22 protein-coding genes are annotated in these 18619 nt (G+C 67.5%); 17 read left to right on the top strand and 5 right to left on the bottom strand.

Translation table 11 applies throughout. From position 1 onward, the window contains the following. The first annotated feature begins 41 nt into the window (after positions 1-41). Entirely contained in the window at positions 42-959 is a 918-nt protein-coding gene (locus N8888_RS10385) for a M14 family metallopeptidase (RefSeq protein WP_263174513.1), read from the top strand. A gap of 47 nt (positions 960-1006) precedes the next feature. Here N8888_RS10385 and N8888_RS10380 read toward each other — a convergent pair whose 3' ends face one another. Beyond that, positions 1007-2059, bottom strand: a complete 1053-nt coding sequence (locus tag N8888_RS10380) for a sensor domain-containing diguanylate cyclase (RefSeq protein ID WP_111186834.1) — start codon at positions 2057-2059, stop codon at positions 1007-1009. Positions 2060-2323: 264 nt separating this feature from the next. Between N8888_RS10380 and N8888_RS10375 the strand changes: the two genes are divergently transcribed. Next, a complete protein-coding gene (locus tag N8888_RS10375; protein ID WP_263174509.1) occupies positions 2324-3220 on the top strand; it encodes a retropepsin-like aspartic protease in 897 nt (298 codons plus the stop codon). 97 nt (positions 3221-3317) lie between these two features. Here the strand turns inward: N8888_RS10375 and N8888_RS10370 are convergent, their stop codons facing one another. Together N8888_RS10370 and N8888_RS10365 are read right to left on the bottom strand one after the other, a co-directional pair. Further along, entirely contained in the window at positions 3318-3659 is a 342-nt protein-coding gene (locus N8888_RS10370) for an RcnB family protein (protein WP_053519774.1), read from the bottom strand. Positions 3660-3731: 72 nt separating this feature from the next. Then, positions 3732-4625, bottom strand: a complete 894-nt coding sequence (locus tag N8888_RS10365) for a LysR family transcriptional regulator (RefSeq protein ID WP_253118553.1) — start codon at positions 4623-4625, stop codon at positions 3732-3734. Positions 4626-4743: 118 nt separating this feature from the next. Here N8888_RS10365 and N8888_RS10360 point away from each other — a divergent pair, with 118 nt between their 5' ends. The 15 genes from N8888_RS10360 to N8888_RS10290 all read left to right on the top strand — a co-directional run bounded on the left by N8888_RS10360 (position 4744) and on the right by N8888_RS10290 (position 16154). After that, the gene (locus tag N8888_RS10360; RefSeq protein ID WP_065183016.1) at positions 4744-5490 is read left to right on the top strand and encodes a glucose 1-dehydrogenase; all 747 of its coding nucleotides are present in this window, start codon (positions 4744-4746) and stop codon (positions 5488-5490) included. Between the two features lie 12 nt (positions 5491-5502). Continuing rightward, on the top strand, positions 5503-6903 hold the full coding sequence (locus tag N8888_RS10355; RefSeq protein ID WP_263174505.1) for an MFS transporter: 1401 nt from the start codon (positions 5503-5505) through the stop codon (positions 6901-6903). 111 nt (positions 6904-7014) lie between these two features. Further along, a complete protein-coding gene (locus N8888_RS10350; protein WP_053519770.1) occupies positions 7015-7284 on the top strand; it encodes a hypothetical protein in 270 nt (89 codons plus the stop codon). Positions 7285-7426: 142 nt separating this feature from the next. Further along, the gene (locus N8888_RS10345) at positions 7427-8107 is read left to right on the top strand and encodes a L,D-transpeptidase (protein ID WP_263174503.1); all 681 of its coding nucleotides are present in this window, start codon (positions 7427-7429) and stop codon (positions 8105-8107) included. A gap of 220 nt (positions 8108-8327) precedes the next feature. Further along, complete coding sequence (gene moaA, locus N8888_RS10340; protein ID WP_128988285.1) at positions 8328-9308, top strand: GTP 3',8-cyclase MoaA; 981 nt, start codon at positions 8328-8330, stop codon at positions 9306-9308. An 8-nt stretch (positions 9309-9316) separates the two neighbouring features. Then, positions 9317-10315, top strand: a complete 999-nt coding sequence (moaCB, locus tag N8888_RS10335) for a bifunctional molybdenum cofactor biosynthesis protein MoaC/MoaB (protein WP_263174499.1) — start codon at positions 9317-9319, stop codon at positions 10313-10315. Continuing rightward, complete coding sequence (locus tag N8888_RS10330; protein ID WP_263174498.1) at positions 10312-11568, top strand: molybdopterin molybdotransferase MoeA; 1257 nt, start codon at positions 10312-10314, stop codon at positions 11566-11568. Before moaCB ends, N8888_RS10330 begins: the two co-directional genes overlap by 4 nt. Continuing rightward, positions 11565-11825, top strand: a complete 261-nt coding sequence (locus N8888_RS10325; protein ID WP_193395874.1) for a MoaD/ThiS family protein — start codon at positions 11565-11567, stop codon at positions 11823-11825. The genes N8888_RS10330 and N8888_RS10325 overlap by 4 nt, the downstream gene beginning before the upstream one ends. A gap of 3 nt (positions 11826-11828) precedes the next feature. Further along, on the top strand, positions 11829-12323 hold the full coding sequence (locus N8888_RS10320; RefSeq protein WP_065183010.1) for a molybdenum cofactor biosynthesis protein MoaE: 495 nt from the start codon (positions 11829-11831) through the stop codon (positions 12321-12323). Then, complete coding sequence (gene mobA / locus N8888_RS10315; protein ID WP_430542946.1) at positions 12295-12852, top strand: molybdenum cofactor guanylyltransferase; 558 nt, start codon at positions 12295-12297, stop codon at positions 12850-12852. The genes N8888_RS10320 and mobA overlap by 29 nt, the downstream gene beginning before the upstream one ends. After that, positions 12849-13214: a hypothetical protein gene (locus tag N8888_RS10310; protein ID WP_111186844.1), complete on the top strand. Its 366-nt coding sequence runs from the start codon at positions 12849-12851 to the stop codon at positions 13212-13214. Before mobA ends, N8888_RS10310 begins: the two co-directional genes overlap by 4 nt. A gap of 55 nt (positions 13215-13269) precedes the next feature. Beyond that, on the top strand, positions 13270-14046 hold the full coding sequence (locus tag N8888_RS10305; protein ID WP_053519761.1) for a helix-turn-helix domain-containing protein: 777 nt from the start codon (positions 13270-13272) through the stop codon (positions 14044-14046). A 19-nt stretch (positions 14047-14065) separates the two neighbouring features. After that, complete coding sequence (gene modA / locus N8888_RS10300; protein ID WP_263174491.1) at positions 14066-14809, top strand: molybdate ABC transporter substrate-binding protein; 744 nt, start codon at positions 14066-14068, stop codon at positions 14807-14809. A gap of 3 nt (positions 14810-14812) precedes the next feature. Then, a complete protein-coding gene (gene modB / locus N8888_RS10295; RefSeq protein WP_065176130.1) occupies positions 14813-15496 on the top strand; it encodes a molybdate ABC transporter permease subunit in 684 nt (227 codons plus the stop codon). After that, positions 15486-16154: a sulfate/molybdate ABC transporter ATP-binding protein gene (locus N8888_RS10290; RefSeq protein ID WP_263174488.1), complete on the top strand. Its 669-nt coding sequence runs from the start codon at positions 15486-15488 to the stop codon at positions 16152-16154. Before modB ends, N8888_RS10290 begins: the two co-directional genes overlap by 11 nt. A 45-nt stretch (positions 16155-16199) precedes the next feature. On the opposite strand, the gene N8888_RS10285 is transcribed toward N8888_RS10290, so the two are convergent. Further along, positions 16200-17732: a flavodoxin domain-containing protein gene (locus N8888_RS10285; protein ID WP_263174486.1), complete on the bottom strand. Its 1533-nt coding sequence runs from the start codon at positions 17730-17732 to the stop codon at positions 16200-16202. Next, positions 17729-18157: a PAS domain-containing protein gene (locus N8888_RS10280; RefSeq protein ID WP_263174484.1), complete on the bottom strand. Its 429-nt coding sequence runs from the start codon at positions 18155-18157 to the stop codon at positions 17729-17731. The genes N8888_RS10285 and N8888_RS10280 overlap by 4 nt, the downstream gene beginning before the upstream one ends. Between the last annotated feature and the right edge of the window lie 462 nt (positions 18158-18619).

Here is an 18619-nt window from a genome sequence, read left to right as displayed (position 1 = left end):
ATGACCGGCTGCACTCACCACGTTCGACCTCTGGAGCACCCATGACTGTTGCGCAGTTCTACCCGATCGGCACCCCCGGACAGCCCTGGGGCGATCCGGAACGCGCGCAGTGGCGGGCCCGCCAGCAACGCCAGCGCAGCTACCATGACGATGTGGTGGCGGCGCTGGAACGCCTGGACGAGCGTTTCGACGTGATCCAGTACGGGCAGCTCGATTACGCGCCGGACCACTATCCCCTGTTCGCCGTGGTCAACCACGACTGGAACTCGGCACTGCCGACGGCGCTGGTTACCGGCGGCGTGCATGGATATGAGACCAGCGGCGTACACGGTGCCCTGCAGTTCCTGGAGCAGCAGGCCGAGCGCTACCTGGGGCGTCTGAACCTGATCGTGGCCCCCTGCGTGAGTCCGTGGGGCTATGAGCGCATCCAGCGCTGGAACCCCGCTGCCCTGGACCCGAACCGCAGCTTCCGCGACGGCGGCCTGATCGAGGAAGCCGCCTCGCTGATGCGCTGGGTGGCCGGGCGCAAGGCCGACATCCGGGTGCACCTGGACCTGCACGAAACCACTGACAGCGACCTGCACGAGTTCGACCCGGCCCGTTGCGCCCGTGATGGCAAGCCCTTCGAGCGGGACACCATTCCCGATGGCTTCTACGTGATCGGCAACAGCGAAGACCCGCAACCGGCATTCCAGCGGGCGCTGATCGCTGCCGTGGCGCCGATCACCCATATCGCCCCGGCCGATGCCGAAGGCAACCTGGTCGGCCTGCCGTTGCAGTCACCGGGCGTGGTATGGGGTGAATCGCGCTCGATCGGGGCCTGCGCCGGATTCACCGATGCGCGTTTTGCCACCACCACGGAGGTCTACCCGGACAGTCCGCGTACCCACCCGCAGGAGTGCAACGACGCGCAGGTCGCGGCGGTCTGTGCGGGCCTGGATTTCGCCCTGGCGCACTGATCCGGATCGGGACCGCGACCGACCGGGATGACGCTGCTACGCGGCCATTACTCGGCGAAACTGGCGGTGTCCTTGCCTTGCCGCTTGGCGTGGTAGAGGGCTCGGTCGGCCAGTGCCAGCCAGTCCTCGACACTGCCGTGTCGCGGGCTCGCAGCGACTCCCATGCTGACACTGAAATCGCTCGCCGGTCCTGTCCGGCGTGCGTTCTCGTGCAGGCGTTGCCGGATGCGTGCCGCCATCTGCATGGCGTCTGACGCGGCGCAGTCGCGCAGCAGCACGACGAACTCATCCCCCCCGAGCCGTGCAGCTGTATCGGCCGGGCTGGCGAATTCGCGCAGTGTCGTGGCGATATTCCGCAGGACCTGATCGCCGGCGCGATGCCCCTGCGAGTCGTTGATGCGCTTGAAGTCATCCACATCCAGCATCAACAGGCACGCCATGCCGCCGTGGCGCTGGGATTTGTCCAGCGCCTGCTGGGCACGGTGGATCAGGAAGCCCCGGTTGGCCAGCTCCACCAGCGGATCCATCCGGCTCAGCCGCCGCAGCTGCCGGTTCTGTGATTTGACCCGGCGCGCGAGTTGCCAGCTCAGGATGCTGAGGCCGATGCCGTACACGAACAGGAACGGCATGCTCAGCATGATGCTGCGTTGCGAGGTGGTCGGCTGGTAGGGGAAGCCCAGCGCGAACCAGACGAGTCCAAAACCCAGCACCAGCGCCAGCGTCGCCCGCAGCGCCAGCCGCACTCCCCCTGCTGCGATCTTGTCGGCCACCAGCAGAGCGGTGAACAGCGCGCTGGGCACGATGCTGAGGGCGATGAACGCGATCCACGCGCCGCCAAGGAAGGAATCGAGCACCATGCAGCGGAACTGGGTGGCGGCCGGCTCGGGGGAACGCCGGGTGAGGACCAGAGCGATCGTCGGCCATGCCAGCGCGTTGAGCAGCAGCAGCGTCCATGGCCACACACCATCCTGGCGTTCGAGCAGGATGGACGCCAGGGGCAGCGCCGCCAGGCTGCTGCCGACGAACCGCATCCAACCGATGCGCCGCGCCGCGCCGATACCCTCGACGGCCACCTCGGTCGAATCAGTGAAGTAGGGCATTGCCGATCCCCCCAAGATCGCACGACCAACGGCGCTCCACGGTGGAGCGCGCTCCAGCAGTCTGGCATTGCGACGTCAACGGCCCGTGCATGCTGCGGTCGCCGACGTCAGCGCCGGATGGCAACACGGGGCCGCGGGCGCCGGGCGCCCGTTTGCTTCGGTCCGGAATCATCGAGGGCAGCGCGGCGGGCGTCTAAACCTTCTGCACCCCTGCCGCATCCAAGGCAGGCGGCAATCTGCCGTTGCCTCCACTGGAAGCCATCAATGCGCCAGTCCATACGCTCGTGGTACGTCGCCCTGGTTGCGGGGCTGCTTGTTCTTCCGCAGCCCCGCGCCGCGGCCGGGACGATCACCCTTCCTTTCGAGCAGGACAAGGATCATCGGATCTATGTGGAAGGGCGGATCAACCAGTCAGGACCGCTGCGCTTTCTTGTCGACACCGGCGCTGACGGACTGGCAGTCACGGTTGCCACCCGCAAGGCCGCGTCGATGCAGGTCGATGACCGCTCCGAGAACACCGGCTCCGATGGCGTGAGTTTCGTGGACTACAGTACCCACAACACGGTCGTCGTGGGAGACATGCGCCGGACGATGGGGGCGGCCGTGATCGACTACGGCAAGCGTCCGTTCGACGCCGTGCTTGGCTGGACATTCTTCGCGGGGCGCATCATCGAGATCGACTACGACCGCAAGCTGCTGCACGTGCACGACCGGTTGCCGGATCTGCACGGATACACCCGCGCGAACGTCCGCTGGATCGACAATACGCCCGCCATCGAAGTGCTTCTGCGTGAGGGTGGCTCGACACTTGCGGCCTGGCTGTTCGTGGACACCGGCAGCAACGGCGCCATCGATCTGGGTCATGCGTACAGCTCGCGCCACCGACTGCAGGAGGTGTTCACCCGCACGATCGGTACCTCACAGTTCAGCGGCTCGGCGGGCAGGAAGATCCGGGCCGTCGATGCACGGATCGCATCGGTCGATGTGGGCGGGCTGCGACTGGAACAGCCCAAGGTGTCGTTCACCATCGATGAGGATGGATCCAATGCCGACGGCACGCTGGGCAGCGAAACACTGCGCAACTTCAACATCCTGCTGGATACCGGAACCGGGCATCTCCATCTGCGGCCAAACGGTAACGCGCGCGCGCTGCCGAACTAGCCCTTCAGCGCCCACCGCTGGACGCAGCAGCGGCAGGCAGCGCAGGAAGGGCTGACCCATCGCGCGTCTGCGCCCGATGGGTCAGCCAGGGCTGCGTTCACCGACGCAGCGCGTCGACGATCACGCCGGTGGCGATTTCAACAAGCAGATACTCGGTGTCGCTCTGGCGGACCCAGCGCTGGCCGCGGCCGGGATCACGCAGCCTGTAGCGTGCGTAGTCATCCACCCAGTAGCGACGATCCACTTCCGCCCACGGCAGATGATCGCCGCGCCGCCATGCCTTCTTCTGCCATCCTGGCGGCGGTGCGTCGCGATTGTGCGGCCCGCCTGCGTGCGGTGGGGGACCGTTTCCGCGGGCGTGGTGCGGCGGATCCGCCCAGGCCGGTGCGACGGCGAGCAGTGCCACCATCAGAGCAGGTACGACGTGTCGGGTCCTCATGGCATCCTCCTGTCAGTGACCGGTCCTGCCGGCCTGGTGAGGTGGACCATAGGTCAACGCCCGTGAACGGAATCATGCTGTCCGTTTCCCTGCCGAGGGGGTGGCGCCTGTTGGCGGCAGCGTCGAATCGAGGATGTCCAGCAGGGCACGCAGACGGTCCATGTGGCGCAGATCCTGGTGATAGCCCACCCAGATGCCCCGCGAAGGGGGCGTCCCGTGTGAGTCGATGCGCTGCAGTCCGGCCACCGCGTCACCCAACGCACGGGGCAGCACGGCGATACCGGTACCGTGCAGGCACATCTGCGCCTGGACACTGCGACTGGTACTGGTGAATGCGCGCGGCGAACGCGGAAACCGCTGCAGCAACCATTCCACGTCGGGGAAGTGCGACTGCGCGGTGTTCATCAGGATGAGTCCGACCGAATCGGGGTCGTCCTGCAGCCGGGCGATGGTCGAGACCGAACCATACAGGCCGTAGGGCAGGGTCATCACGAGGCGCTGGACGATGTCCGGCTCACTGAACGGCACGATGCGGAACGCGACGTCGGCATCGCGGCGCGACAGGTCCAGCAGTCGATAGCTGGCGATCAGTTCCGGAACCACCGCCGGATGCCGGCGTACCAGTTCGGCGAGCACGGGCGTCAGCACGTGGCAGGCAAACCAGTCCGCGCTCGAAATGCGCAGAATGCCTTCCAGCCGGCCCGGGCTGCCTTCCAGGCGGCGCTCCATGGCCAGGGCGGAGTTCTCCATGGCCTCGGCCAGGGCCAGCACCGCATCACCGGCATCGGTCGTGACCAGCCCGTCCCGCGTCCGCCGCAGCAGGGGCTGCCGGGCGTGCTGTTCAAGGGCCTTCAACCGGCGGCCTACCGTGGGATGGCTGACACCAAGGCGACGCGCGGCCTCACCCAGAGACCCGCCCCGCACGATCGCCAGGAAGACGCGGACATCACCCCATTCCATGATCATGCTCGTTCAAAAATGTACGGCAAATGTGCATCAGTGTCAGTCCACATACAAGTTTGAAAGGTCCAGCATGGGCCCCGGTCGCACTGACCGCCTCCCCCTGGAACTGGATCCGCTTGATATGAACACGCTGAAAGACAAGGTCGCGCTGGTCACCGGCGCTTCGAAGGGCATTGGCGCTGCGGTTGCCCGCCGCCTGGCGGCCGACGGCGCCAGCGTCGTCGTCAACTACGCCTCGAGCCGGGAGGGCGCCGAACGGGTCGTTGCCGATATCGAAGCCGCCGGTGGTCGGGCGCTGGCGGTGCGCGCCGACGTGCGTGACGCGCGCGAGGTCGATGCACTGGTGGCCACGGCCCTGGATGCGTTCGGCAGGCTGGATGTAGTGGTGAACAACTCGGGCGTGTACCGGTTCGCGAAGATCGAGGACACCACCGAGGCGCTCTATCGCCACCAGTTCGACATCAATGTGCTGGGCCCGCTGCTGGTCACTGCCGCCACCGTTCCCCATCTGCGGCCCGGTGCAAGCATCATCAACATCAGTTCATTCGTGACCCGCATCCTGCCGGTGGACAGCGCCATCTACACCGGTTCGAAGGGCGCGATGGACGCCATCACCGGCGTGTTGTCCAGGGAGCTTGGTCCGCGCGGTATCCGTGTCAACGCGGTCAATCCCGGCCTGATCGAGACCGAGGGCACACATGCTGCGGGTGTCGTCGATTCCGGGTTCCAGGCCTGGAATCTGGCGCAGACACCACTGGGCCGGACAGGCCAGGTACTGGACGTGGCGCCGATCGTTGCGTTTCTCGCCTCCGATGATGCGCGATGGATGAGCGGCGACACCCTGCTTGCCTCAGGCGGCATGCGCTGAGTGGGGGACGACATGAATCTACCGGCTGACGCTGCGGGCCCCGTGTCGCCCTATCCGCGCCGTTGGATGGCATTGGCTGTACTGCTGACAGGCACGCTGCTGCCGCCGCTCGACTTCTTCATCGTCAATGTCGCGTTGCCGGCCATCCGTGTCGATCTGCACGCGCCCCCGGATGTCTCGCAGCTGGTCATCTCGGTCTACGCCACGGCCTACGCGGTGACCCTGATCCTGGGAGGCCGGCTGGGCGACATCTACGGCAGGAAACGGGTGTTCATCGCAGGCATGCTGGGGTTTGGCCTGGCATCGGCGCTGTGCGGCCTGGCGCCTGCGGCTGAAGTGCTGGTGGCCGGACGGCTGCTGCAGGGGATGTCGGCCGCGCTGATGGCCCCGCAGTCATTGGCATCGATCCATGCCCTGTTCCCGGACAGCGAGAAGCGCCGTGCGCTTGGCCTGTATGGCGCCACCTTCGGCCTCGCGTCGGTGGGCGGGCAACTGCTCGGGGGTGTATTGGTCACAGCCGATCTGTGGGGAACAGGGTGGAGGAGCGTGTTCCTCATCAATCTTCCCATCATCGCAGCCGCGGTGCCGGCTGCATTCGTGCTGCTGCGTGAGTCGCACGCCCGCCAGGGAGCACGGCTGGACGCTGTCGGAGCGGTGGCGCTGGCGGCGTCGTTGCTGGCGCTGGTGGTACCGATCATCGAGGGCCGCCAGCGCCAGTGGCCGTGGTGGTGCGTAGGACTGCTGCTGGCAAGCGGCCCCCTGCTGCTGTTGTTCTGGAGGCATGAGCAGCGATGCGTGGGGCGTGGGCAGATGCCGCTGGTATTGCCATCGCTGCTGCAGATACGCGGGTTGAGGCGCAGTCTGTCAGCGACATTCTTCTTCTACGCGCTGGCTGCGTTCTTTCTCGTCTTCGCGGTGTATCAGCAGTCCGCGCTGGGGCGCAGCAGCGCGTCGGCGGGGTTGGCGATCCTGCCGTTGGGGCTGGGTTTCCTTCTCGGGCCGCTGTGTGGTTCGGCGTTCCGGCGGCTGGCCGCACAGGGTGCATCGCATGGGATGGTGATGGAGGTTGCGGGCCTGCTGGCGGTCGCAACGCTCGCGCTGCTGGACATGCCGTCGTGGCTGCCGCTTCCGCTGTTTCTGATCGGCGCAGGACAGGGCATTGCGCTTCCGGCGCTGGTGAAGCAGAGCGTGGACCATGTGGATGCCCGCCACGCCGGGCTGGCCGCAGGCATCGTGAGTGCGACACTGCAGATCAGTGCGGCGCTGTCGGTGGCGTTGGTGGGCGGTGTGTTCTTCGCCGTCGCGCCTGACACGGCAACGCCCGCGGAGGTGCGCACCGCGTTCGTGGTGGCCTCGCTGGTGATCGCGGCATCCTTGGCGATTGCCGCCGGATTGGCTTGGCGACGCGGTTGAGACGGGGTCTTCACGCGACGTCCACGTCTTCCACCTGCAGCTGAAAGCCAATCGGAGAGTGTGCCGAAACGCCGCTATATTCCAGACACCCCAGACGAAGGAGGGAGTGGAATGATTCTTACCAAGCAGCACCTGATGATGGCACGTACGCTCGGTGTGGCGATTGTCGCCACCGTAGGCCTTGGGGCCTGCGCCACCTACAAGGACGATTTCGCAACGATCAACTCGCGGCTCGACCAGCTTGATGTGAAGGTGCAGGGTGCGGCGCAGAGCGCCGAGTCGGCCAATCAGTCGGCGCAGCAGGCCAACCAGCGTCTGGATCAGATCGAAGGCCGCGTCCAGCAGCTTGAACGGGCACCTCGCCGCACCCCGCGCGGCTGACCACCTGTAGCCTGCACATCCGAGTCAGGGGCCCAGTGGCCGCAGCGGCCACTGGTGTCCTCCCGTAAAACAGTTTTCGAGGAATGCTCCCATCCATACCCACTCCTCCCTTGCGCGCCGTGCCCATCGCGCTGCTCTGGCAGTGGCGTTGGCGTTCCTGGTGGTTGGTGTCGTCAATGCGGAAGATGCCGTCGCGCCGCCGTCGGCCGCCGTTGATGAACTGCCACCCGGCCAGGATGTCTCCGAAACCGTGATCGAACTGGCGGGCTGGGTCGTGGCGTCCAAGGACAGCCAGGGCTATCCGTTCGCAGTCATGGACAAGGCTGCCGCGCAGATCCTGGTGTTCGGTGGCGACGGCCGGCTGCGCGGCGCGGCCCCTGCATTGTTCGGTTCAGCGACCGGCGACCACACCGCGCCCGGCGTTGCGGGTCTCGCCCTGCGTGCCATTCCGGGACGGGACCGCACCACGCCTGCAGGTCGCTTCGTGGGCGGCTACGGCCCTTCGATCGATGCAGGGCGGGTGCTGTGGGTGGACTACGAGTCCGCAGTCTCCATCCATCCGACCGCAACCGGCGTTCCAGCAGAGAGGCGTGTCGAGCGCCTGGCATCGCCGTCGCCGGACGACAACCGCGTCACCCACGGCTGCATCAACGTCTCGCCGGAGTTCTACGAACGCATCATCCGTTCCACCTTCGAGCGGGGCGGGGTGTTCTACATCCTGCCGGACGTGGACCCGATCGAGCAGACCTTCCCCGAGTTCGCACAGAGCCGCGCGGCTGCGCAGCACAACGGCGGCAAGCGCACACGATCTGCCCGCAGGTAGACGCTCCACCGCCGGCCCGGTGGGCGGCGCGGTCAGCCTGGCGCGCATCCATCCGGACACTGGCTGCGGCTCTTCCTGTTGCCCGGCAGCGTGCACCCGCTGCCGGAAATCGTTCATGATGGGCCCAGTCACACTCCCGTGGCAGCGCAGGCCGCATGCTGTGATGCGCCGACATCACGCGGCAACAGGCAGGACGGTGGAGCAAGAAGGTGGACCAGCCATGAGCCAACTCACCGACGGTTTCGGACGCAGCTTTCCGTACCTGCGCCTGTCGTTGACCGAAGCCTGCAACTTCCGTTGTGGCTATTGCCTGCCGGAGGGGTACCAGGCCGATGGCCGCCCGCGCTTCCTGCAGGTCGAGGAGATCAGCCGCCTGGTCCGCGCCTTCGCGGCGCTGGGCATGAGCAAGATCCGGCTGACCGGTGGCGAGCCCAGCCTGCGCAAGGATCTTGATGACATCATTGCGGCGGTGGCGGCGGTGCCGGGTATCGGCAAAGTGGCCATCACCACCAACGGCACGCAGTTGCCGCGTCGCCTGCCGGGTTGGCACCGCGCCGGCCTGACGGCGCTGAACGTCAGCGTGGACAGTCTGCGGCGCGAACGCTTTGCTGCGATCACCGGGCATGACCGCCTGCCGGAGATCGAGCAGGGCCTGGCCCTGGCGCAGGCGCTGGGCCTGCCGTCGATCAAGCTCAACGCGGTGCTGCTGCGCGGCCTCAACGACGATGAGCTGCCGCAGTGGATGGCGTACCTGCGCGACCGTCCCTTCAGCGTGCGCTTCATCGAACTGATGCGCACCGGCGACAACGAAGCCTATTTCCAGCAGCATCACCTGCGTGCCGACGGGGTGATCGATCAGTTGCTGGCTGCCGGCTGGCGCGAGCGTGCACGGGCGGCCGATGCCGGCCCGGCGCGCGAGTTCGGCCACCCGGACCATCGCGGCAGCATCGGCATCATCGCGCCGTACTCGCGCGATTTCTGCAAGGGCTGCAACCGCTTGCGGGTAACAGCCAGGGGAGACCTGCGGCTGTGCCTGTTCGGCGACTTCGGCGTGCCGCTGCGCGCGCTGCTGCAGCACGATGACGACCATGACGCGCTGCTGGCGCGCATCACCACCCAGCTTGGCCTGAAAGCGGCCGGGCATGGCCTGCACCAGGGCCGGACCGGGCTGACCCCGCACCTGGCTTCCATCGGAGGATGAGCAGCACGATGAGTGGGGAACTGAACGCGGCATTCCATATGGCCGATGTCCGCAACAAGCGCATCAGTCGCCGGCGGGCGGTGGCGGTGGGCGAACTGCATGCCGGTCCGCTGGCGTACCCGTTGATCGTCGAGCGCCGCCTGCCGAAGGGCGATGCGCTGGTCATGGCCGAGATCGCCGGCCTGCAGGGGGCGAAGATGGCGTCGATGCTGATGCCACTGTGCCATCCGCTGCCGCTGGAGCTGGTGCAGGTGTTCTGCGCGCCGGTGCCGGAACGGCACGCCATCCGGGTCTGGTGCGAGTGTGCCAGCGAGGCGCGTACCGGTGTGGAAATGGAAGCGCTGGCCGGCGTCAACGCGGCGCTGCTGACCCTGTACGACCTGAGCAAGCCGGTGGAACCGGCGCTGCGCATCGAAGGTATCCGCCTGCTGTTCAAGGAGGGCGGCAAGCGCGGCCTGTGGCTGCATCCTGATGGCATGGATGATGCCGAGCGCGCGCGCTTCAGACCGCGTGCGCCGAAGGGCCTGCAAGGTGCGGCCTGCGCGGTGATCACCCTGAGCGACCGTGCCAGTGAAGGCACTTATGAGGACGTTTCTGGCCCGACCCTGGTAGCCGGCCTGAACAGGCTGGGCGGCGAGGTGGTGGCTGCCGACGTGCTGCCCGATGGCATCGAGTCGTTGGCGGATCGCCTGCAGGCATTGGCCGCCGACGGCGTGCGCCTGTGCCTGTGCACTGGCGGTACCGGTCTGGGCCCGCGCGACCTCACCCCGGAGGCGCTGCGTTCGTTGAACGCGCGGCCGGTGCATGGGCTGGCGCAGATGGTCCGGGCGCTGAGCGCGCAGCACACGCCGATGGCCTGGCTGAGCCGCGCCGAGGTGGTGCAACTGGGCAGCATGCTGGTGTTCGCGCTGCCCGGCAGCCCGAAGGCGGCAGCGCAGTGCCTGGACATCCTGGCGCCGGTGCTGGGCCACGCCCTGGCGATGGTCGACGGTGGTGACCACGCGTGATTCTCTACAGTGAAGCACTGCAGCACCTGCTGGAGGCGGCCACGCCGCTTCCCGCCGAGCGTCTGCCCCTGCAGGAGGCCGCAGGCCGCACCCTGGCCAGTGACATCCACAGCGCGCAGGCATTGCCGCCGTTCGACAATTCGGCAATGGACGGTTTTGCGCTGCGCGCCAACGGGGTGGCGTTCGAGTCGGGTACCGAATTCACGGTGCAGGGCTGGCAGGCGGCGGGTGATGGCGATGCCGAAGGCGGCGAGGGCGCCTGGGAGATCATGACCGGCGCGCGCATGCCGGGCGGCCTGGACACGGTGGTACCGATCGAGAACGTGCAGATCCTCGCCAGCGAAGCGGGCCGTCCGACCCGGATCGCGCTGAAGAGCGTGGTCAGGCCGGGCCAGAACGTACGCCTGCGGGGCGAGGACGTAGCCGAAGGCGAATGCGTGCTGCGGGCGGGACAGAGGGTGGATATCAACGCACGGACCCTGCTGCACGCCCTTGGCGTTGGCGAGGTGGTGGTGATGTCGCGACCGGCGGTGGCGGTGATTGCCACCGGCAAGGAGCTGGTGAGCGACGCGACGCAGGCGCTGGAGTCCGGGCAGATCCGTGACAGCAACCGCCCCTACCTGGTCGGGCGGCTGCACGCGGCCGGAGCTGAGGTGGTGTGGCAGGGCACCGTCGGTGATGATGTGGCCGCGTTCGATGCAGCGCTGGACCAGGCACTGGCGGCCGGTGCGCGGGTACTGGTCAGTACCGGTGCGGTCTCTGCGGGCCGTTACGACTTCGTACCCGACGCACTGCGCGCGCGCGGGGCGCGCATCGTGTTCCACAAAGTGGCGATCCGTCCGGGAAAGCCGCTGCTGTTTGCGGTACTGCCCGACGGTGCGCTGTATTTCGGCCTGCCGGGCAACCCGGTGTCGGCGGCAGTGGGGCAGCGGTTCTTTGTCGAGCCTGTACTGCGCCGGCTGCTGGGGTTGGCGCAGGAACCGGTGCTGCGGCTTCCCCTGCAGGCGATGGTGCGCAAGCCGCCCGGTCTGCGCGTCCACGCCCGTGCGCGGGTGGAGCTGGACGAGCAGGGCCAGCTGAGTGCGCGGGTGCTGTCCGGACAGGAATCGTTCCGTCTGATGTCCATGGTGCAGGCCAACGCCTGGGTGGTGCTGGAGGACGAGGGCGATCTGGTTCCGGCCGGCAGCGCGGTGCGCGTACAGGGCTGGGGCCACGGCGACCCGGTGCAGCTGACGGGCAGGGAGTGGGAATGAAACAGGTGACGTTGCAGTTGTTCGGTGCGTTTTCCGATCTGGATGACCGTCGGGAGATCACGCTGGAGGTGCAGGGTGCGACCGTGGCCGACCTGCGCCAGGCGCTGCGCGAGCTGCTGCCGGTGCGTTGGCCCGGTTTCCGTGCCGGCCTGCTGGACTATTCGGCCTTCGCCGACCAGCAGCGCGTGCTGCGCGATCACGATGTGCTGCCGGAGGATGGCCGCGTGGCCATCCTGCCGCCGGTGAGCGGGGGCTGAGCGATGGACGCGAAGCCGATTGCGAAGGTGGTGGACCGGGCGCACGGGGCGATCGACCCGGCAGAAGGGATCGCCGCGGTGTCCGACCCGGGTTTCGGCGGTATCGACGTGTTCATCGGCAAGGTACGTGACGTGAACGTCGGTCGGGTGGTCACGGGCATCACTTACGACCTGTTCGAGCCGCTGGTGCTGAACGAAATCCAGCGCCTGGCGGCCGAGGTGGAGGCGGCGTTCGGGCCGCGCCTGAAGCTGTATGTGGCGCATGCCAGGGGGCGGCTGGGCATCGGCGATGTGGCTGTGGTGGTGGCCGCCGGCAGCCCGCACCGGGACGAAGCATTCCGCGCGTGCCGGCAGCTGATCGAGGCAGTGAAGCACCAGTGCCCGATCTGGAAGCAGGAACACTACGAGGATGGCGACAGCGCCTGGAGCGAGGGCTGCAGCCTGTGCCATGCGGACAGCACGCCCGCACATGGCCATGACCACGAGCACGGCCATTGACGGCATCGTGCTGGCTGGAGGCCTGTCCAGCCGCATGGGCCGCGACAAGGCGCTGCTGCCCTGGCGCGGGCGCACCCTGCTTGAGCACATGCGTGACGTGTTGATCGAGGCCGGTGCGCAGCGGGTGTGGGTGAGCGGTGACCATCCGGCCTTCGATGGCATTCCCGACCAGGTCGCGCGCTGCGGCCCGCTGGGCGGGCTTTACAGCGTGTCTCTGGCCATGCCCGATACCGTTGCGTGGGTGGTGCCGGTGGACATGCCCAGCTTGACCGGCGCCCTGCTGCATCGGCTGCACGGGGTGCCTTCCGCCTGCAGCGTGTTCTCCGGCGAGCCATTGCCGATGTGTCTGCAGATCGATGATCATTGCCGGCGGGCCCTGCGGACCTTGATCGAAGATCCACAGGCGCGGCGTTCGCTGCGTGCCCTGCAGGAGCGGCTGGCGGCGACGGCGTTGCCGCTGCCTGAGAATGAGCGTGCCTTGCTGTTCAACTGCAATACCGGGGCCGACTGGGAGTCCATCGCAACATGAAAGTCCAGCTGCAGCGGCAATCCATGCGCCTGCGTGTCGATGAAGAGGAACTGGCAGCACTGCTGGCCGGTGACTCGCTGGAGAACCTGACCCGGTTTGGTGGCACGGGCGGGTGGGGAACCGCGTTGTCGCTGCATGGGGGCGACCAGGCGGTGCTGCTGGACGGTGGCACGGTCTGCCGGCTGGTGCTGCCGCGCGATGCAGTGCAGGGGCTGGCAGCACGACTGCCGTCGCGTGAGGGTCTGGAATTTTCCATCGCGCTGGATGATGACAGTTCGTTGCAGCTTCAGTTCGACGTGGATGTGCGCGACAGCATGCGCCAGCGCGGCCATCAGCGGCGGGGGCAGCGTCCGCCGCCGTGAGACCGGCCGTGGCACGCCTGCCGTATGATGAAGGCCTTCATCCAGGCATTTCGTGATGTTCTCCACTCCGTACCCCCAGGTTCGCCAGGGCGCGGCGACGCCGAACCCCGCCGCTGCCGATGACGGCGACGCGCTGCACTTCTGCAGTACCTGTGCATTCTCCGATGCCTGCATGTCGCAGGGGTATGACAAGGCCGCGCTGGGCGAACTGCATGTGCTGGTCGACCATGTCGGCCCGTTCCACGCGGGCGACTACATCTTCCGCGCCGGCGAGCCGTTCGATTCGATCGCGGCGGTGCGTGCCGGCATGGTCAAGACGTTTGTCGATGACAGCCAGGGCAACGAGCAGGTGCTCGGTTTCAGTCTGCCCGGTGAGGTGATCGGCCTGAACGCGATCCACGAGGCACGCTTTCCCTGCAATGCCGTGGCGCTGGATACCGTGTACCTGTGCCGGATCTCATTCCCCAGGCTGAGCCTGCTGGCCACCCGCATGCCGGGCCTGCAGGCGCGGCTGTTCAGCCTGCTCAGTGCGGAGATCGGCAAGGTTGCCCTGCTGGCGGCCAACCATCGCACCGAAGAGCGGATGGCCGCGTTCCTGCTGGACATGTCCGAGCGCTACGCACGCCGCGGGTTCTCCGCCACCCGGTTCAACCTGACGATGGCACGCACCGAGATCGCCAATTACCTGCGGATGGCACCGGAAACCGCCAGCCGCGTGCTGCGCCGGCTGAGCGATGATGGGATCATCGCGGTCAGGCAGCGGGAAATCCTGTTGTTGCAGCCCGAGCGCCTGGCATTGCTGGCATCGGCCGATGAATCCGATCCGAACTGAATCTGGCCGGGAGCCGAAGATGATGCGAGCGGGACTGATGTTGCTGGGGATGCTGGCGTCGCTGCCGGCGTACGCAGCCGGGCTGACGGTATCGGCGGCGTCGAGCCTGACCGAGAGCTTCCGTGAACTCGGTGCCGCCTATGAGAAGGCCCACCCCGGCGCCCGGGTCGATTTCAACTTCGCCGCCTCCGGCGTGCTGCTGCAGCAGATCAGCCGGGGCGCACCGGTCGATGTGTTTGCTTCGGCCGACGAAGTCACCATGGATCAGGCACAGCGGCAGGGCCTGCTGGCTGCCGGTACCCGCGAGGTGTTCGCGGTGAACGCGCTGTGGGTGGTGGTGCCGCCGCAGACCCGGGGCGGGCCGCGTAGCCTGAAGGATCTCGCGGGTGCCGACGTGCGGCGCCTCGCGCTGGGCAACCCGGACAGCGTGCCGGTCGGCCGCTATGCCAAGGGTGCGCTGGAAGCGGCGGACCTGTGGCCGTCGGTGCAGAGCAGGATCGTCACCACGCAGAACGTGCGCCAGTCGCTGGATTACGTGGCGCGGGGCGAAGTGGACGCCGGTTTCGTCTACGCCACCGACGCACAGGCCATGGCCGGCCGCGTGCGTCGTGCCTTCGCAGTGCCGGTGTCCGGACGCATCGCCTATCCGCTGGCGGTGACCCGGGCCAGCACGCAGCCAGCCGAAGCCAGGCGCTTCGCCACCTTCGTGCGGTCGGCACAAGGTCAGGCGATCCTGGCCAGGCACGGGTTCGGCAAGCCCTGACGGATGGACCTGGACTGGAGCGCGCTGGGGTTGTCGCTGAAGGTCGCCGGCTGGGCCACGGCGATCAATCTGGTGCTGGGCGTTGGATTGGGGGCGTTGCTGGCGCGTCGGCGCTTCCCCGGCCGCGAACTGCTGGATTCGCTGCTGACCCTGCCGATGGTGCTGCCGCCGACGGTGCTCGGTTATTACCTGCTGGTGCTGATAGGGCGCAACGGCCCCATTGGCGCGTGGTTGCAGTCGTGGTTCGGCATCAACCTGATCTTTACCTGGCAGGCGGCGGTGGTCGCCGCGGCAGTGGCTTCGCTGCCGCTGGTGTTCAAGCCGGCACGCGCGGCGTTCGAGGATGTGGACGGGCAGCTGGAGCAGGCCGCGCGCACGCTCGGCGTGTCGGAGGCGGCGGTGTTCTTCCGCATCACGCTGCCGCTGGCCTGGCGCGGCATTCTCGCCGGCCTCCTGCTGGCGTTTGCCCGGGCGATGGGTGAGTTCGGCGCGACGCTGATGGTGGCCGGCAGCATCCCGGGTCGTACGCAGACGCTGTCGATCGCCATCTACGAGGCGGTGCAGGCAGGGCAGGACGGCAGGGCCAATGCGCTGGTGATCCTGACGTCGGTAGTGTGCATCGTCATCCTGCTGCTGGCGGCACGCCTGGTGGGCGGGCATCGCAGGGAGCTGCGCGATGTGGCTTGACCTGAAGGTGCAGCGCCGGATGCAGGCAGCGGGCCAGGTCTTCGAACTGGACGTCACGCTGCAGTGCACGCAGCGCCAGGTGGTGGTGTTCGGCCCGTCCGGGGCAGGCAAAAGCCTGACGCTCAAGGCCGTGGCCGGACTGCTGCGTCCCGGACAGGGCCATGTGACGCTGCAGGGGCAGGTGCTGTTCGATTCCCACGCGCGGGTCGACGTGCCACCGCAGCGGCGTCGCCTGGGGTACGTGTTCCAGGACTACGCGCTGTTTCCCCACCTGAGCGTGCGCCAGAACGTGGCGTTCGGGCTGCAGCGGGGGTGGTTCAATCCACGCCGTGGCCAGCGCTTCGACGTCGTCGAGCAGTGGCTGCAGGCGTTCCGTATCGACCACGTGGGGGATCTTCTGCCGTCGCAGATCTCCGGCGGCCAGCGTCAGCGTACGGCCCTGGCGCGGGTCATGGTGACCCAACCGCAGGCATTGCTGCTGGACGAGCCGTTCGCCGCACTGGACCACGACCTGCGCCAGCACCTGCGCGAGGAGCTGGCGGCGGTGCTGGACAGTAACGGCATTCCGCTGCTGCTGATCAGCCACGATCCTCAGGATGCCGTCGTCTTCGGCCAGCAGGTCGCGCACATGGCGGACGGCCGGGTCGTCGGCGATTGATGCATGCGCTCGTGCCGGGCCACGGCCGGCCGAATCGATGCAGGGTCAGTACAGCTCGCAGTGAATGCGGCCCTCCCCGCGCAGCAGGTCCCAATGCCCCTGGCCGCCAATGGCGTCGATGGCCTCGCGCACCGCGTCTTCCAGGTGGCGCTTGTTGCCGCACAGGTACAGGTGCCCGCCGCGGGACAACACCTGCCTTACTTCGCGGGCGCGCTGCCGCAGCACATGCTGCACATACACCTTTTCGGTTCCGTCACGCGAGAAGGCAGGATGCAGGCCGGCGAGCACGCCGCGCGCATGCCAGTCCTGCAGCTGCTCGCGATAGAGGTAATCGTGTTCGCAATGCTTCTCGCCGAACACAAGATGCAGTTCGCGTCCGCAGCCATTGGCCTGCACCTGCTGCACCAGGCCGATCAGCGGCGCGATGCCGGTTCCGGTGCCGATCAGCAGCAGGGGCGCGCTGCCGGTGTCGGCCAGATGGAAGCCGGGATTGGAGCGGCAGTACACGCGGGCGTGGCTGCCCCCCCGCAGCAGGCTGCCGGTGGCGGTACCGGAACGCTCGCGGCCGCGCAGGGTGTAGCGCACTTCGCGTATGCACAGGCTCAGCTGGCCGTTGCCGGGATGCGAGGCGATAGAGTAGGCCCGTGGCAGGCGCGCTGACAGGATGTCGCGCAGCCTGGCCAGCGGCACGCGGTCCGGGCTGGCGTGGTCCTGCAGGATATCCAGCACGTCCAGACCGTGCAGGTAGGCATCCAGCTCGCGCTTCTGGCTGACCTTCAGCAGCGACCTCAACCGCTCGCTGCCGCCCAGCCTGGCCAGCTCGCGCAGCACGCCCCTGCCCAGCAGCCGCAGTTCGCGGTCCTGCAGCATGGCGATGGCCGCATTGTCGCCGTACCAGGTGGCAAGGGCCTGCAGCAGTGCAGGGTCGTGGTCCGGCAGCACGTGCACCGTGTCGCCGGCGCGGTAGACCATGCCACTGCCGGCAATATCCAGCTGCAGGTGCCACGCGGCCGGATCACTGCTGTTGACGCGGTGGCGCTCGACGATGGGCGCGGCGAAGGCATTGTCGTCACCGTAGGCGGTAACCTGCAGATGCAGGTCCTGGCCGGCGGCGGCATCGCCCTCGAGCACCTGGCGGAGCACCGGCTGCCACTGCTGGAAGAACCGTTCATAGCCGAGGTCGGCGTCGACCCGCCGCAGCAGCGGCTGGGCTTGGCGTTCGCTCAGCGCCGCGTCCAGCGCTCGGGTGAAGCCGCAGAATCGAGGGTAGCCGGTGTCGCCCAGGCCGAACACCGCGTAGCGCAGGCCGGGCAGCGACCCGGTCTGGCACACGCTCTGGAAGAAGCGTTCGCCGTTGGCGGGCGGCTCGCCGTCGCCGAACGAACTGGAGATCGCCAGCAGCACATCGCCCTGGCCCAGGCTGGCAACGTCAATGTCGTTGAACGGCAGCACCTGCGGCGCGAGCGCTTGCAGGCCCGGGTCCGCGCCCAGGCGCTGGGCCAGGGCGCGGGCATTGCCCGATTCGGAGGCGAAACCCACCAGCAGGCGGCGAACCGGTGTGGCAGCGATGGTGGTCACGCGGCCTCGTAGAAGTCGTCGAATTTCTCCTTGCTGAACTCGACCTGCTCGAAGTCCTGCATCAGGTCGTTCACCACACGGCGGATGCTGATGTACGCGGTGATGTTGCCTTCGGCGTCGAACAGCGGCTGCACGGTGGTGTCGACCACATAGAGCACGCCACCCTTGCCCAGGTTCGGCACGATGCCGGTCCAGATGCCGCCGGCCTTGATCGTGTCCCACATGTCCTTGTAGACGGCCTTGGGCACATCCGGATGGCGCACGATGCTGTGCGGCCGGCCGATCAGTTCTTCACGTGCGAAGCCGGTGAGCGTGCAGAACAGATCATTGGCGTAGGTGATGTTGCCCTGCAGGTCAGTGGTGGAGATCACCATGACCTTCTGCAGGGCGTTCAGGAGCTGGCTGTTGTCGGGGGTGTCGTGCATTGCAGGGTCCTTGTGGCTGCCGGAAACGCCGGCATGTTCGGGTCCTGCATAGAGATACCCCCGCGTGCCGGCGGCCGGTTTGACATTGGTCAAGGGGGAGGCAGGGACCGCCTGCGACGGGATGTCGCATATGGCACCCAGCCGACCGCCACCACCCAGGCCACGGGCAGCGCGCGCACGGCATCCAGGTGGATGTCCCGTCCGGGAGGCATCGATGGGCGTGATGAACGCGGCATGCGTACTCAGCTCATGACGCGTTGTCACAAAGAAATCGCCAGGGCTTCACGGCCGATTGATCGCATTCGGGGCTATTGTCCTCCTGAGCCTCTCGCTGACGTCCCCCACGTTCTGCGTCGACTTCCCTCTCCGCTTCAGCGCCCGTCCGGGCGCCGTTGGCGTCCGTCTGCCTGAACACTTCCGAGATCATCGCCATGGCCCGCGTCGTCCAGTCCGCTTCACCCG

The sequence above is a fragment of the Stenotrophomonas maltophilia genome (assembly GCF_025642255.1).
GTDB lineage: Bacteria > Pseudomonadota > Gammaproteobacteria > Xanthomonadales > Xanthomonadaceae > Stenotrophomonas > Stenotrophomonas maltophilia_P.
The sequence above is the reverse complement of the archived record's forward strand: the minus strand, read 5'-3'. Positions and strand labels throughout refer to the sequence as shown.

Bases quoted from the DNA above. Each gene is read 5' to 3' on its own strand.
- N8888_RS10385 (WP_263174513.1), top strand. From the start codon at position 42: ATGACTGTTGCGCAGTTCTACCCGATCGGCACCCCCGGACAGCCCTGG.
- N8888_RS10380 (WP_111186834.1), bottom strand. From the start codon at position 2,059: ATGCCCTACTTCACTGATTCGACCGAGGTGGCCGTCGAGGGTATCGGC.
- N8888_RS10375 (WP_263174509.1), top strand. From the start codon at position 2,324: ATGCGCCAGTCCATACGCTCGTGGTACGTCGCCCTGGTTGCGGGGCTG.
- N8888_RS10370 (WP_053519774.1), bottom strand. From the start codon at position 3,659: ATGAGGACCCGACACGTCGTACCTGCTCTGATGGTGGCACTGCTCGCC.
- N8888_RS10365 (WP_253118553.1), bottom strand. From the start codon at position 4,625: ATGATCATGGAATGGGGTGATGTCCGCGTCTTCCTGGCGATCGTGCGG.
- N8888_RS10360 (WP_065183016.1), top strand. From the start codon at position 4,744: ATGAACACGCTGAAAGACAAGGTCGCGCTGGTCACCGGCGCTTCGAAG.
- N8888_RS10355 (WP_263174505.1), top strand. From the start codon at position 5,503: ATGAATCTACCGGCTGACGCTGCGGGCCCCGTGTCGCCCTATCCGCGC.
- N8888_RS10350 (WP_053519770.1), top strand. From the start codon at position 7,015: ATGATTCTTACCAAGCAGCACCTGATGATGGCACGTACGCTCGGTGTG.
- moaA (WP_128988285.1), top strand. From the start codon at position 8,328: ATGAGCCAACTCACCGACGGTTTCGGACGCAGCTTTCCGTACCTGCGC.
- moaCB (WP_263174499.1), top strand. From the start codon at position 9,317: ATGAGTGGGGAACTGAACGCGGCATTCCATATGGCCGATGTCCGCAAC.
- N8888_RS10325 (WP_193395874.1), top strand. From the start codon at position 11,565: ATGAAACAGGTGACGTTGCAGTTGTTCGGTGCGTTTTCCGATCTGGAT.
- N8888_RS10320 (WP_065183010.1), top strand. From the start codon at position 11,829: ATGGACGCGAAGCCGATTGCGAAGGTGGTGGACCGGGCGCACGGGGCG.
- mobA (WP_430542946.1), top strand. From the start codon at position 12,295: ATGGCCATGACCACGAGCACGGCCATTGACGGCATCGTGCTGGCTGGA.
- N8888_RS10310 (WP_111186844.1), top strand. From the start codon at position 12,849: ATGAAAGTCCAGCTGCAGCGGCAATCCATGCGCCTGCGTGTCGATGAA.
- N8888_RS10305 (WP_053519761.1), top strand. From the start codon at position 13,270: ATGTTCTCCACTCCGTACCCCCAGGTTCGCCAGGGCGCGGCGACGCCG.
- modA (WP_263174491.1), top strand. From the start codon at position 14,066: ATGATGCGAGCGGGACTGATGTTGCTGGGGATGCTGGCGTCGCTGCCG.
- modB (WP_065176130.1), top strand. From the start codon at position 14,813: ATGGACCTGGACTGGAGCGCGCTGGGGTTGTCGCTGAAGGTCGCCGGC.
- N8888_RS10290 (WP_263174488.1), top strand. From the start codon at position 15,486: ATGTGGCTTGACCTGAAGGTGCAGCGCCGGATGCAGGCAGCGGGCCAG.
- N8888_RS10280 (WP_263174484.1), bottom strand. From the start codon at position 18,157: ATGCACGACACCCCCGACAACAGCCAGCTCCTGAACGCCCTGCAGAAG.